Here is a 13816-nt window from a genome sequence, read left to right as displayed (position 1 = left end):
AGGGAATTGCCGGCCATCCACGCGTTTCCGCGGCGGCACTCATGAAACCGGATTGGTGCGCGATGCACGCGTGAGTTGCTCACGCTAGCACGTTGCGTGAGACAAGTCACGGATTGCGCGGGGGCGTCACTTGCCCGATTCCGCCTCTCCGAGACGCTGACGGAGCTTTTCCCGGAACTCCGTGTTGATCGGGTAGTCGACGTGCGCTTTTCGCAGTTCGGCGGCCAGCGCGGCGTCGCGATAGCCGGACTTCCAAAGCCGTTGTGCGAGCGGCCTGGCCTCGTTTGCCTTGTGGACGCCGAGGAGGGCGGTGACATGCAGCACGAGCAGGCGTGGATCGTTGTCCTCGACCAGCGGCTCGAGGCTGGTGAGCACCGATTCGTGCAACCGCGCCGCCGCATCATCTTCGGCGACGGAAGCGGCGCCCAGACGCGCCTTCGTCAGCGCGAGAAGGACATCGTGATCGTCGCGCCGGTTCGCGAACAGCGGGTCGAGCAGATCGATGGCGGCTTGAGCCTGCTTGCGTGCCACGTCGCGTTGACCTTCCGCGAGTGCCTGTGCGGTCTGTTCCACGAGAGCCTCCGCGTACTCCTGTTGCCAGATGGCATTCACGGCGTCCTGCTTGTGCAACTGGGCAAATATCGTCAACGCCCGGTCGTTGAACGTTTTCGCCAGGGGCATGTCGCCACGGAGCCGATGAAGCTGGCTCAACTGCGAGGAGTACAACGCGTTGTATTCCTGGAATTCGGTCTGGTTGGGGTCGATCTTGAGCAATTGGGCGGAAACATCGACGGCGGCGTGCAGGTACTGGATACCTTGGTCGAGCATGCCGGTCAACGCGATGGTGCGGCCGAGAATCGCGCGCGCGCGCATCATGTTTCCGCGCTGGTTGACGTTGCCGGGATCGCGCTCGGAAAGCGTCGTCTCTATCCTGTCGTCGGCCGCGTATTCGACCACGGCATCGAGCAGGTCGCCACGCAGCAGCGCCATCTTGCCCAGATTGTTGTGCGCCGAGCCGAGCTGGGACATCCAGCGTGTTCTCGGGTTTTTCACTGCGACGAGCTGTTCGCAGCGCGCAAGCATGTTCCGGTATTGCACCTCGGCTTCGGTGATCCTGCCGCGTGCTTCGAGCACATGGCCGATGTTGTTGGCGATCATGCTCGATTGAAACAGCAGGCCCTGGACGTCCTGTTCGTGTGGTTGCGCGCGCTCCAGCACCCGCTGTGCGGTTTCGAAGCTCTGTTGCGCGGCATCGAGCTTGCCCTGGCTCCAGTGCGTCATGCCGACGAAGGCAAGCACGCGCGAATAAGCAAGTTGTCGAACCGGATCGCCGGGAGTGCTGTCGGCCAGGGAACCGGCGAGCCTGGCCGCGGCATCGAACGACTCCATGGCCGCTGCGAGGTGGCCTTGCTCCTGCCGCACCACGCCAATCTTCTCCAGCGCCTTGGCGCGCTGGAGGAGGCCGGCATCGGTGACGTCGGAACCCGGCAACGACTGAAAGTACGCCATCGCCTTGTCGTCGACCGTCTCCATGAGATCCAGGCGCGAGGCCTGGGCGAGTTTGTCGTTGAGGTCGCCGAGCATGAAGCCGACGAGATCCTCCGCCTGCCGTTGCCGGCGCTCGGCGGACTGGCGGGCGACTTCCGCCGCATTGCGTGCGATGAGCGCGGCGATCGCCAGCAGCGTGGTGGCGAGCATGACGACCAGCGAGATGGCGGCGATCGCTGCCATATGCCGGATGCGGCGTTGCAGTTCGCGCTGTTTGAGCGTGTCGAATCCGACGCCGAGCATTCCCGCGACGAGCTTCAGCTTCGCATTGGTTTTTCCGTCCTTGCCCGGGCGTACGTCGGCGGCGATCGGCTCGAAGCCGTTGCCCGATGCATCGCGGCCGGTTGCAGGAACCCGATGCAGGGCAGGTGCGAAACATTCTTTCGCTTCGCTGCCCGGCAGATTCCGGGTATTCGGCTCCCCGTCGACAACGAGGCAGAATATGCGCTCGCTGCGGCCGAGCCGCTGAAACGTCGCCACTTCCTCGTTCACCCAGCGCGACGCCGCCGCACCCGGCGAGCAGATCACGATGAGATTGGCGGATTGCGCGAGGGCCGCATGGATATTGCTGCTCAGGTCGGTTGCGCAGGCGAACTCCTCGCGATCGCGGAAAATCGGGATGAGACGCCGTGGAACCACCCCCGTCTTCGTGAGTTGGCCGACCAGCCTGCTCGGCACCCGGTAGGTCTCGAGACTGCGATAGAGCCAGTCCGCCCAGTGGCGGTCAGCGTGGCTGTAGCTGAGGAAGGCGAAGTAGCGTGGGACGCATTGCGCGAGTGTCTCGTCGGCCATCGCAGCGACGACGCAAGGCTCAGGGGGCGTTGAACTCGTTGGCAGGAGTCCCCGTGCCGCATCGTCCCGACGCAGCGGGCACATGCAAACGGCGCAGCAGCCTGGTGGCTCCCCCAATCATGGGCGGAATATAGCGCAGACCGGGCGATGTTGCCCGCAGCGGCAGCGACGGCGTCGTCGAATGGCTCCCGGCAAGCGGATCAGCGTGCATCCGGCAGGAATCGATCGAACTTCAAGTGCAGCCCTATGCCGCATCCTTCGAGGATTGACGGGTCACTATGCTCACGGCAGTGATGTCGGCGGTGACGTTGCCCAGGGTGCCGATGGCGTCGGGCAGCGCGTCCACCGCGAGCATCAGGACCAGCGGACCCACCGGCACGCCCATGGCCTGGGCTACCGGCATGTTGGTCGCGAGGAAGCTCACCTGCCCCGGCAGGCTGACAGCGCCCAGGCTGATCACGACCGCGAGCGCCGCGCCCGCGACGAGTTGCGCGGGGCCGAGATCGATGCCGAGCGCCCAGGCGATGAAACAAGAAGACGCGATATATTGCACCGGGCTGGTCAGCCGGCAAAGGCTCACCGCCATAGGCAATACCAGCGCCGCGATCCGCTGCGGATAGCCCAGACGTTGCGTGGTGCTTTCCAGCATCGCCGGCAGTGCGGCCAGCGAAGACTGCGTGCTCGCAGCCACGATCTGTGCCGGCACCAGCGCGGGTACGTAGCGGCGCAGGCGCTCGCCTCCCCACAGCCAGGCGAGCAGCAGCATCAGCAGCGTGACCATCACATACAGCGTGCTTTCGACGAGCACATAGACGCCGAGCGCACCGATCATGTGCATGCCAGCACGCGCGCACACCGCGAGGATCAGCGCGAATATGCCGAATGGCGCCGCCGCCAGCACCCAGCGCACGGTGACGATCATCGCGTCGGCAACCGCCTGGAAGAACGTCACCATCAGCTCGCGCCGTGCCGCGTCGATGCGCGACAGCGCAAAGCCGAAGAACAGGGCGAACACCACGAGCGGCAGCATCGCACTCTGCGCCGCAGCCATCAGCGCGTTGCTCGGCACGATGCCGTTGAGCCAGTCGGCCCAGCCGACCGCTTGCGCTGCGCCCGGTGCATTCTGGGCCACCGCTCCGCCCAAGGCCGTGGTCAATGAAGGATGGCGCGTAAACAGGCCATACAACAACGGCGCGGCCACCGCCGCCACGGTGACGCCGATCGTCAACAGCACAACGAACACCACGAGCGCGCGCCGCGCGATGCGCCCCGAGGCCGCCGCGTCGCTGGCCGCGTTCACGCCGACCACGACCAGCGCGAACACCAGTGGAACGACGGTCATCTGCAGGGCGTTGAGCCACAGGCGGCCCAATGGCTGGATCCAGTCCGCCACCTTCACCGCGGTCGCGGAGTCGTAAGCGTCCAGGGCCAGCCCCCCCAGCGCACCGAGCGCCAGTCCAATCAGAACACGCGTCGTTGCATTCACCGTTGCGTCTCCAGTTCCGGCAGGTCCCATTGCGCATGCAGGCGCGCGTATTCGCTTTCCGGCAACAGCACGAAGATGGGCGCGTCCTCGCGCTTCAGCCAGGCGAGCAGTGGGTTCATCGTCGCATCGCTCATCGCCGTGCAGCCCGTCGTCGTGTCGGTCGGTGATTGCCAGAGGTGGGCGAAGATGCAGCTGCCCGCGCCGCGCTTGCCGGCGGCATTGTGCTCGATCACGAAGCCGAGGCGGTAGCGCTGGTCGCCGTTCAAGTGCAGGTCGCGCCGCATAGGCTCGGTCGAGCCGTTCGCATCGACCGCATTCGCGTCCACGATGCGGTTGTACCGCGGCGAGCCGTCGACGTCGATGCAGTAGTCGGACGACTGCATTGCGCGATACGCCAGGCCGGTGTCGGCATGGTTGGCGTAGCCGAAAGCGTCGCCGATGCGGAATACGCCGGCCGCGCTGCGACCGTCGCCTTCGCGCTTGATCGGGCCGTCGCCACGGGTTTCGTTCAAGCCCAGTCCCCAGGCGGCGCCGGCGTGGCCGATCGTAACCGGTTGCGGTGTGTTCACCGCGTGCCAGCGTCCGCCCTCGCGCGCATAGGTGCGCAGGCGGCCATGGTCGGCGTTCCAGTCCGCGATGATCACGAGCACGAGTTGGCGCGAATGGCGCCAGGGCAGATCTCTTGCGACGGGTTGCGTCGACGAAGTGACGCAACCCGCGATGCACAGGACGGCCGCGAGAAGCAGCGAGAAGAAGGAGGCGATGCGACGGCGCTTGGCGAACATGCGAACCTGCGGATTGAGGGGAGCGATCAATCTGGTTTGGACGACAGGATTTTCCAGCGGAAGTCGTAGTTCCATTTGTCGTAGTACAGGTTGCCTTCGTCCCATTCGACTTCGCCGCGTTGCGAGTCGACGGTGTCGGAGCGGAAGAAGCGCTTGGGCGGAACCAATTCCTGCGAGAAGTCGTCGTTGAAGGCGATGCGGAAATTGTCGAGCCCGCCGAGGTAGAACCATTTCAGCGCGGGATCATCCGAATCGAGGCGGCCGTAGGTGACGTCCACCGGGATCCAGCCGTATGGAGCGAGATGGATTTCGGCCCAGTCGTGGATGTTCTCGTAGTCGCCGTCGGTGAAGGTCCAGCCCGACTGCCAGCGCGCCGGGATGCCGTTCAGGCGCATGAGCGCGATCAGCAGCAGGGTCTGCTCGCCGCAGTCGCCATGACCGGCGTGCAAGGCGTAATCGCTGAGGTTGGCGATCGTCGAGTATTCACGCGCGCCGGCCCAGGGAATCTCGTCCACGGCGGCGAAGATTTTCCGCGCGATGCGGTAGGGATTGGTTTCGCCGCCGACGATCTGTCGGGAAAACACGCGCAACGGTTCGGTGAATACGATGTGCGGTGCGCGCTCGGCGACGTACGGCGCCAATTCCGGTGTGATCTTCTCCGCCACGACCTGGTTCGCATCGATCGCGTGGTATTGCGCGTGCAGGGTCACTTCGTAGGTCGTCGAGAACACGGTCGGCGTGCCGGCCCGCGCCTTGCGTTCGAGATACGCAGTGCGTTGCAAGGCCGATTCGGGTGCGATGCGGTGCCTGGCAGGTTCGCTGGAAACGAAGCGGATGTCATCCTGCCGGCCCTGGATGGCGCGAGGGTAGGGAATCCATGCGCGCAGTACTTTGCCGGCGGGCACGGCATCGGCATCGACGGTCACCGTCTGCGTCACCCGCACACGTTGCGGCAGCACGCTGGAGCGGCCGTGGTCGAGCGCCGCGTTGATCGTCTTCCGGTCGAAGTCGAGATACATGCCCTGGACCGCTTTCGGCAACCCGCTGTCGGCCACGGCCTCGAGGTCCCGGGCGCGTGCGCGCGCTTCGGCACTGATGTGGAACAGGTTCGCAGGCGCTCGCTTGAAGTACCGACGTTGGCCGTCGATGAGCATGGATTCAAACAACCCTCGCGCATTCCAGCGCGCGAAATCGGCGGCGGAAAGATCGGGTATTTTCTCGCGCACTTTCGCTTCCAATTGATCGGCGTCGAGGCTGAAGTCGTAACGAACGCGCGCCATGCGCTCACGCTGGAATTCGAGCACGCGACGTGTTGCCGCGGACAAGTCCGGTTGCTGCAGATCGGTGTCGATGCGTTTTTCTGCCGCGTCGAATTGTCCGGTGCTGACCAGATCGACGACGACCTGCGCGTCGTTTCCGATCTCGGCAGAGCTTGCAGATGTCGATCCGAATGTCAGCACGGCAGCCATCATCGCAGCGCACGTACACGCGCCGCGTTTCGCATATGTCGTCATGCTTTGCATCGTTGGCTGCCTTCTGCCATGCATGTGCGCCGCGACCTTGTCACGAATTCTTGCCGACCGATTTCGGCGCAAGGATTTGCTGCAAGACGTCGGCCTTGCCGGGGATGCGCGTCAGTACCGGGTACTTCAATCCTCCGACATACGGAACCTCGTGGATTTCATTGTTGCCGTCGTTTTCCAGGCGAAGTTGCAACGGTTTCCCGGTGCGCTCAGCGCGCGTGATTTCCTCACGCAATACATTCGCACTGAACGCGCGTTCGTTGATTGCAATGAGTTTCATGCCCGGCGCAAGCCCGGCCTTGAATGCCGGTCCCTGCCACAGCACATCCACGACCTTGCCGTCGTCGTGCAGGAACACGCCGACCGTGGACATGGCGTTGATGCCCTTGCCCTCGAGTTCGCCATTACCGACATTTTCGAGCGCGCTTTGGTAACCGGAAGGCTTGTCGGCATAGGCCAGGCGCCAACCGCTGGCCTCGATGCCGGAGAGCAACGGTACTTGTCGCGCGTCCGTGCCAGTCACCCAGTCGTGCAGAAATCCGGCCCAATCCCATGCTTGCACCTTGTTGAGCGCGGCGACGACATCCTCGAAGGTATAGGTGTGGGTGACGGAACTGCCGTCGTCGACAGCGAAAAAGGTTTGTGCGAAATCGTCGATCGAACGCTTGTCGTGGCTCAGCTCGCGGATTTTCATGTCGACGGACAGCCACAGCAGCTGGCCTTCGCGATAGAAATCGTTCTGGCGGCGCCAGTTGGCCCACGCATTCGGCGCGGAGTAGTCGACCGCGACCGTGGTGTCGACCAGCGGCCGCCAGGTACGGCCGGTGCGAAGGATCATCTCCTCGGCGCGGTACGCGACGGCATCTCGCCACGTTTGCGCTGACCACAGGCCGCTGCGTACGGTCAGGACGTCACCCAGATAAACCGTGAGTCCCTCGTAGACCCAGAGCAACTCGGGACGCATCGGCTGCTCGAAATCGGCGGTCGCAAGGCCGGCCGGGCGCATGAACTTGCCGTTCCAGGAATGCGTGTATTCGTGCGGCAGCAGCGAGCCGTCGAGCATGAAATGGTCGGCGTCGGCGAACATCCTGGAGCCGCTGCGCGCGCGATCGTCGCTGGACTGCTGATGCTCCAGGCCGCCGACCGAGGTGTGGTCGCTCAGGGTCAGCAGCAAGTGGTAGCTGTCGTAGTGGTGCGAGTGGAACAGCGCCTGCGCCTGTTCGATCAGGCTGCGGAAGCCGGCGAGCTGCCGATCGGAGATCGCCACGGCCGCGGCGGAGTCACCGACCATGTCGAGCCAGCGCGGCACCTTCGAGCCCTTCGGCGTGATGTCGATCGAGCGGAAGTATTTTCCGGCGATCACCGGCGAGTCGACCAGCGTGTCGAACGGCACGGGCTTGAATGCGACACGACCACCATCGCGCGTTGCGATTCCCAGCGCGCTCGCATATTGCCAGTCGGCGGGAATGATCAGCGTCGGTTGAAAGAGCTGCGCCTTGGTCGGGATGCCTGCCTTGTACAGCGCGACATGATCCCAGGTAAGGTCGATGAGATTCGGCGTCACTCGCTCCGTCGCCGGAAACTGAAACTCCACCTCGATTTGCTGTGCGCCCGCCGGCACCGTCAGATGAAATGCGAATCGATCCAGTTCATCGCGCTGCCAAGCGATGCGCTGGCCTGCGGCGGTGAATTGCAGGCCCATGACCTGATCGATCGGCCCGTCGGGCGAATGGTCGCCGGGAATCCATTTTGGATAGTAGAGGGTCAGCAGCCCCGGTTGCACGGGGATGACTTCGTGCACGTAGAGGAGTTTCTGGCCGGGATCGGGCAGGCGCACCGTCAGCGAAACGGGAGTTGGCGACGCTTGTTCATTCGTGGTGGCGATGCAAGGCAAGCCCATCACGAGCACAATTGCGCCGAGACATCGAATCAGTCGTTTCATTTCCCCTCCCAACCGGGATTGTCCGATGGCGTTGCAAGGAAACATGAATCACCAAGCGCGAATGACGAAGAGCCTGCTCGACTTCAGGCTTCTTGCCTCCGCGGTTCGATCTTTGGACCTTGCAGATGGATCACCGTGACCGCGCATCCTACATGGCCGTTACGAACCTGTAGAGGCGGCTCGCGCCATGCGGACGGCGCTTGTCCAGGTCACGACAGGCACGTTGGTTTGCGCGTCGGGCAACGGTTCTTGCCGGTTTGCGGCGGCAAAGCCGCGCACAAATAACCATAACCCGAAGCTATGCCGGGTACCGGTCTTTTCATTGGTGGTTTGCGACAGGCGGTAACTACGCTCGATCGCGCACCATCATTGCGGTCCAGGCGTGCCTGGGCCAAAGGGTGGACCACGACCTTGGAGATTGCCATGTATTGCAGGTTCCTTGCCGCGATCACTCTTGCGAGCGTTGTCTGTTTTCCCGCCGTTGCCGCAAGGCCGGCATCGGGCAAATACGACCTCGTCATCCGTAACGGGCACATCATCGACGGCACCGGCTCGCCGTGGTACGGCGGTGATGTCGGAATTCGCGATGGCCGCATCGTCGCGATCGGGCGGTTGGGGGATGCAGGGGCGAAGCGCAGCATCGATGCGCAGGGCAAGATCGTGGCCCCGGGGTTCATCGACATGCTCGGCCAATCCGAGCTGACGATCCTCGTCGCCCCCAGCCTGCCCTCCAAAATTTACCAGGGCATCACGACGGAGATCACCGGCGAAGGCGATTCGGTCGCTCCGCTCGACGAGCGCATCATCAAGAACAATCAGGCGGCGTATGACCATCTCGGCATCAAGCCGACGTGGCGTACGTTGAGTGACTATTTCACCCGGCTCGAAAAGCAGGGCATCGGCATCAATTTCGGCACCTACGTCGGCGCGGCTTCGGTGCGACGGATGGTGCTCGGCGACGACGACGTGCAACCCACGCCGGCGCAGTTGGAACGGATGCAGGCGTTGGTCGAGGCTGCCATGCGCGATGGCGCCATGGGGCTGTCGAGTGCGCTGCAGTACGCGCCGGCGCCCTATGCCACGACGCATGAATTGATCGCGCTCGCCAGGGCGGCATCCCGATACGGCGGGATTTATGCGACCCACATGCGCGACGAAGGCAATGCCGAATTCAACGCGCTCGACGAGGCATTCCGGATCGGCCGCGAAGCGCCGATCCCGGTCGAAATCTTTCACCTGAAGGCCGCCGGCAAGGCCAATTGGGGCACGATGCCCCGGATCATCGACGCAATCGGACGCGCGCGCGCAGGCGGAGTGGACGTATCGGCAGACACCTACGCCTATACCGCGTGGGGCAATTCGCTCGCATCGATCGTGCCGCCGTGGGCACACGCGGGCGGCGACGACAAGTTGCTCGCGCGCCTGAAGGATCCAACGACGCGCGCGCAGATCAAGCAATACATTCTGGATCCGGGCAAGGACGATGAGTGGAACAACGAGTGGAAGGAGGCCCCTGGGCCGGACGGCGTCCTGGTTACCTCGGTCGGCAATCCCGCATTGCGACCTTTGCAGGGCCGGCGCATTTCCGACATAGCCCGGGAATGGCATCAGGATCCCCTTGATGCGGCGCTCGACATCCTGGTCAAGGACAACGCAGCTACCAGCGTCGCGGTATTTGGCATGGATCAGGCCGACGTGACGCTGGTCCTCAAGCAGCCTTGGGTTTCGGTCTGCAACGACTCGGAAGGCACCGAGCCCACGGGCATTCTCGGTCAGGCGCATCCGCATCCGCGCGCGTACGGCACGTTTCCGCGGATCATCCACAAATACGTCGAGCAGGAACACGTGCTGACGCTGCCTGACGCGATCCGCAAGTTCACGGCGCTCGCGGCGCAACGTATGGGATTGACCGAGCGCGGCGTGATCAAGCCGGGGATGTACGCCGACGTTGTCGTGTTCGACCCCGCGAAGGTCCGCGATACCGCCACCTTCGAGCAACCCAATCAGCTCGCTGAGGGCATGGATTTCGTCATCGTGAACGGCGTTCCGGTGATCGCGGACGGCAAAATGACGCATGCGCTTCCGGGGAAGGTATTGCGTGGCGCCGGGTATGCGTTCGCCGATTGACCGTAGCACTGACCGGCCGCAAGCCATCTCGGCGATGGTCCGCGGCTGATGAACGATTGTCTGCTGGTGTATTTGGCCGCGCATCAGAAAGTGATTGTCGAGGGAGCGGCATCGAGGTGGTGTGTTGAAAACCATAACCCACAGCTATGCCGGGTGTCGGTCTTTTCATTGGTGGTTGCCGCCGTGCGGTCAGTATTCTCAACGGCTTGCCGCAATGTGGTTCATCCACAGTGGCCACGGTCGTGGGGTCGCGTGCGATACCGGCGTGGCGTAGCAACGGACGATGGTCGCATCAAGCCGATTGCACTGGAATTCCAACGATTGGGGAGTACGGATCATGAAGAGCTCGTCCCGGCGTTCGTTGCATCGCAGAAATCTCTTCCGGCGCAAGGCGCTGGCACTCGCCATCGGAGCGGCCACGTTCAGCCTCGCCAATACGGTGTGGGCGCAGGCAACCAACGGCACCATTTACGGTACCGTCCCCGTCGCCGCCGGTGAAACCGTCCAGATCACTGGCGGTGCGGGTTTCAATCGCACCGTCGAGGTGGATGCCAACGGCAAATACTCGGTGACGTTGCCGGTCGGTACCTATACCGTCTCGCTGCTGCGGGACGGCAAGGTCGTCGACTCGCGCAAGGATGTCAGTCCGGTAGCGGCGGGTGCGGTCGCAGTCGACTTCGCGGCGGCGGGGGCGGCTTCGTCGGCTGCGACGCTCAACGAGATCAAGGTGATGGGGCAGGCGGCCACCATCGACGTATCCACCACCAACCAGGTGACGACGATCACGGCGAAACAGTTGCAGCAGTTGCCGATTGCGCGCACCGCTGAGGATATCGCCATGCTCGCGCCGGGCGTCAACATGGCGTCGGCCGAGTTGGGCACCGGCCCGTTGGGAACTCCGACCTTGGTATTCGGCGGCGCTTCCGCGGCGGAGAACGCCTACTACGTGGACGGCATGAATACCACGGAGCTGCTCAACAACATGGGCGGCGTCGCCCTGCCATATGGCGCAATCGAGCAGCAGCAGACCTCCATCAGCGGTTATGACGCACGCTACGGCCGCTCCATCGGCGGCGTGGTCAACCAGATCGGCAAGAGCGGCTCGAACGAATGGCATTTCGGTGCGCGTGCTTCATGGCAGCCAGGCGGCCTACGCGACGATCCGATCAATTACTACTACGCCAATCCGCTGATCACGACACCTGGCAGCAGACCCGGTGATCTGGCCGTCTTCCGCAAGAACAACAACCACAGCGAAACGATCTACGACGCCTACGCCAGCGGTCCGATCATCGAAGACAAGCTGTTCTTCTTCGTCGGCGTCGAGCAGGACAATACTCGTTACCGCACCACCTCGTCGTTCAGCAGCAGCGCCACCAGCGAAGACATCACCGTCCATGACCCGAAGGTCTACGCCAAGATCAACTGGAACATCAACGATGCCAACGTCTTCAGCCTTACCGGTCTGCAGAACGAGCACAAGACCTGGGGAACGATCTACGATTTCGACTATGGCAGCTTGCAGCGCGGCGGGTTCAACAGCCTCGATCAGACCGGCAAGACTGCTTTTCGCATGTGGGTGGCCAACTACACCTCCTACCTCACCGACAACCTGACCCTGAACGCGACGTTCGGCAAGATGCACGGCGAGTACTACACGGAACAGCCCGGCTACCCTGGTTTTGATCCGTCGTTGCCGCATGTTGCGAGCGCATCCAATCAGGATCCGGCGTTCGCTCCGCCCGGCGGCGTTTCCAACTCGCAGACCAATTCATCGATAGCCGATCCCAATCATCGTGAAACGGTCGCGAACTACCGTTTGAGTCTCGACTGGAAGTGGCGCTCGCACGATTTCCAGATCGGCATCGACAACATCAACTCCTGGGACTTGAACGACGGCTCTCTGAACCCGGGCACGGGTTACCAATGGATTTACGGCACGAGCACCCCCGGTCAGCCGGTATTCGGCGTTGATTCCAGCGTTCCGCCTTATGTCGCGCCGTCGACGCAATGCCATCCCGACGCCAGCGGCAAGACGCATTGCTACTACGTGCAAAAACACGTCGACATCTCGGCTGCTTCCATGCGCGTCGCACAGCGTGCTGCTTACGTGATGGACAACTGGCAGATCACGCCGAACCTGTTGCTGAACCTCGGTCTGCGCGACGACTCGTTCGTCAACTACTCCGCGTCGGGTGAACCGTACATCCGCGAGACCAAGCCGCAATGGGCGCCGCGCCTCGGCTTCAGTTGGGACGTGCATGGCGATTCCAGCCTGAAGCTGTTCGGCAATGCCGGCCGCTACTACCTGGCGTTGCCGTCGCAGGTGGCGCTGTCGATCGCAGCACCGGTGACCAATGCCGGTGTCTACGGCACCTATACAGGCATCAACCCGACCACCGGCGAGCCGATCGGCTTCACGCCACTGCCGCAGAATCCGACGACCGGCGTATCGATCGACAGCGAATACGGCCAGGCCAAGGATCCGCGCATCTCTGCCTCACAGAACATCAAGGCCGAGTTCTCCGATAACTTTGTCTTCGGCATGCAGCAGCAGTTCGACATGCTCGGTACAAACTGGACGTTCGGCGCGACCGGCACATACCAGAGAATGCGCCGCATCATCGACGACGTCGACGCCATCCAGAACGAGTGCGCGGCGGGACGTGCGCAAGGCTATGCCTGGATGACGCCGGACACGTGCGATCAGTGGGCGCAGAGCCTGGTATTGATGAATCCCGGCGAGACCAACAACCTGCTGATGAAGGCGCCGGACGGCAGCCTCGTGCCGGTGAAGTTCACTGCCGCCGACCAGGGTTTTCCGAGGGGTCCGAAGCGTCGCTACTACTCGATCAACCTATCGCTGGAACATGCCTGGGACAGCAAGTGGTTCGCCAAGATCGACTACGTGTTCTCGCGTACCTGGGGTAACACCGAAGGGCCGGTTAGCACGTATTCCGCGCAGGGCGGCTCCTACGAATCGCTCACCACCGCCTGGGATTTTCCGGAAAGGATGGAATATTCCGATGGCGTGCAGCCGAACGACCGCAAGCACCAGCTCAAGATGTTCGGCGCGTATGCGCTGACACCGGAGTGGACGCTCGGCGCCAACATGTACATTGCCTCGGGTACGCCGCGCATGTGCCGCGGCCGCTACGGCGTGGATCAAGTCGCCTTGCACGGTTCCAACACCTACTACTGGTGCGGAGGCAAGCCGGTCCCGCCGGGTTCGCTCGGCCGACTGCCGTGGAACCATCAATTCAATCTCAACGTCGACTACAGGCCGGGCTGGGCGGATCACAAGCTCGATTTCAACCTGGCAGTCTTCAATGTGTTCAACAAGCAGGTACCTTTGTATTACGGCGACAGCTTCCGCTCGACGTCCAATCCGAGAGTCGACTACGGCAGGGTGCTCGACTCGACGCCACCCCGTTATGTCCGATTTTCCGTGGCGTACGACTTCTGAAGAATGCAAACCGTCTCTCCACGCCGGGCGGGACTTGCCCGGCGTTTTTTTTGTGGACTGAAGGCATCTTGTGTAGCCTGCCGTCTCGAATCGAAGAATCGGTGCTCGAAGCGAAGTGCTTCGAGCGCCGGGTCAAGACGGTGACGA

7 protein-coding genes are annotated in these 13816 nt (G+C 63.0%); 2 read left to right on the top strand and 5 right to left on the bottom strand.

The genetic code is table 11. The features are described 5' to 3' along the window. Window positions 1-126 precede the first annotated feature (126 nt). The 5 genes from AC16HO_RS00245 to AC16HO_RS00225 all read right to left on the bottom strand — a co-directional run bounded on the left by AC16HO_RS00245 (window position 127) and on the right by AC16HO_RS00225 (window position 8076). On the bottom strand, window positions 127-2340 hold the full coding sequence (locus AC16HO_RS00245; RefSeq protein WP_395643648.1) for a TIR domain-containing protein: 2214 nt from the start codon (window positions 2338-2340) through the stop codon (window positions 127-129). A 244-nt stretch (window positions 2341-2584) separates the two neighbouring features. After that, window positions 2585-3826 (bottom strand): dicarboxylate/amino acid:cation symporter, encoded by a 1242-nt coding sequence (locus AC16HO_RS00240; protein ID WP_395643649.1) that lies wholly within the window; start codon window positions 3824-3826, stop codon window positions 2585-2587. Next, complete coding sequence (locus AC16HO_RS00235) at window positions 3823-4611, bottom strand: L,D-transpeptidase family protein (RefSeq protein ID WP_395643650.1); 789 nt, start codon at window positions 4609-4611, stop codon at window positions 3823-3825. The genes AC16HO_RS00240 and AC16HO_RS00235 overlap by 4 nt, the downstream gene beginning before the upstream one ends. A gap of 26 nt (window positions 4612-4637) precedes the next feature. Then, window positions 4638-6080 carry a transglutaminase-like domain-containing protein gene (locus AC16HO_RS00230; protein ID WP_395643707.1) on the bottom strand — a complete coding sequence of 481 codons (1443 nt, stop codon included), beginning with the start codon at window positions 6078-6080 and terminating at the stop codon, window positions 4638-4640. Between the two features lie 94 nt (window positions 6081-6174). Then, the gene (locus AC16HO_RS00225) at window positions 6175-8076 is read right to left on the bottom strand and encodes a M61 family metallopeptidase (protein ID WP_395643651.1); all 1902 of its coding nucleotides are present in this window, start codon (window positions 8074-8076) and stop codon (window positions 6175-6177) included. 423 nt (window positions 8077-8499) lie between these two features. On the opposite strand from AC16HO_RS00225, the gene AC16HO_RS00220 reads away from it, so the two are divergent. Continuing rightward, a complete protein-coding gene (locus tag AC16HO_RS00220) occupies window positions 8500-10203 on the top strand; it encodes an N-acyl-D-amino-acid deacylase family protein (RefSeq protein WP_395643652.1) in 1704 nt (567 codons plus the stop codon). Window positions 10204-10540: 337 nt separating this feature from the next. After that, window positions 10541-13669, top strand: coding sequence for a TonB-dependent receptor (locus AC16HO_RS00215; protein ID WP_395643653.1), 3129 nt, complete (start codon window positions 10541-10543; stop codon window positions 13667-13669). Window positions 13670-13816 lie beyond the last annotated feature (147 nt).

This window comes from Rudaea sp. (assembly GCF_057139185.1).
Note: the sequence above shows the minus strand (reverse complement) of the source record. Positions and strands in the feature narration are given on the sequence as shown.

Excerpts from the sequence above, each read along its gene's own strand:
- AC16HO_RS00225 (WP_395643651.1), bottom strand. The coding sequence starts at position 8,076 with ATGAAACGACTGATTCGATGTCTCGGCGCAATTGTGCTCGTGATGGGC.
- AC16HO_RS00220 (WP_395643652.1), top strand. The coding sequence starts at position 8,500 with ATGTATTGCAGGTTCCTTGCCGCGATCACTCTTGCGAGCGTTGTCTGT.
- AC16HO_RS00230 (WP_395643707.1), bottom strand. The coding sequence starts at position 6,080 with ATGGCTGCCGTGCTGACATTCGGATCGACATCTGCAAGCTCTGCCGAG.
- AC16HO_RS00235 (WP_395643650.1), bottom strand. The coding sequence starts at position 4,611 with ATGTTCGCCAAGCGCCGTCGCATCGCCTCCTTCTTCTCGCTGCTTCTC.
- AC16HO_RS00215 (WP_395643653.1), top strand. The coding sequence starts at position 10,541 with ATGAAGAGCTCGTCCCGGCGTTCGTTGCATCGCAGAAATCTCTTCCGG.
- AC16HO_RS00245 (WP_395643648.1), bottom strand. The coding sequence starts at position 2,340 with ATGGCCGACGAGACACTCGCGCAATGCGTCCCACGCTACTTCGCCTTC.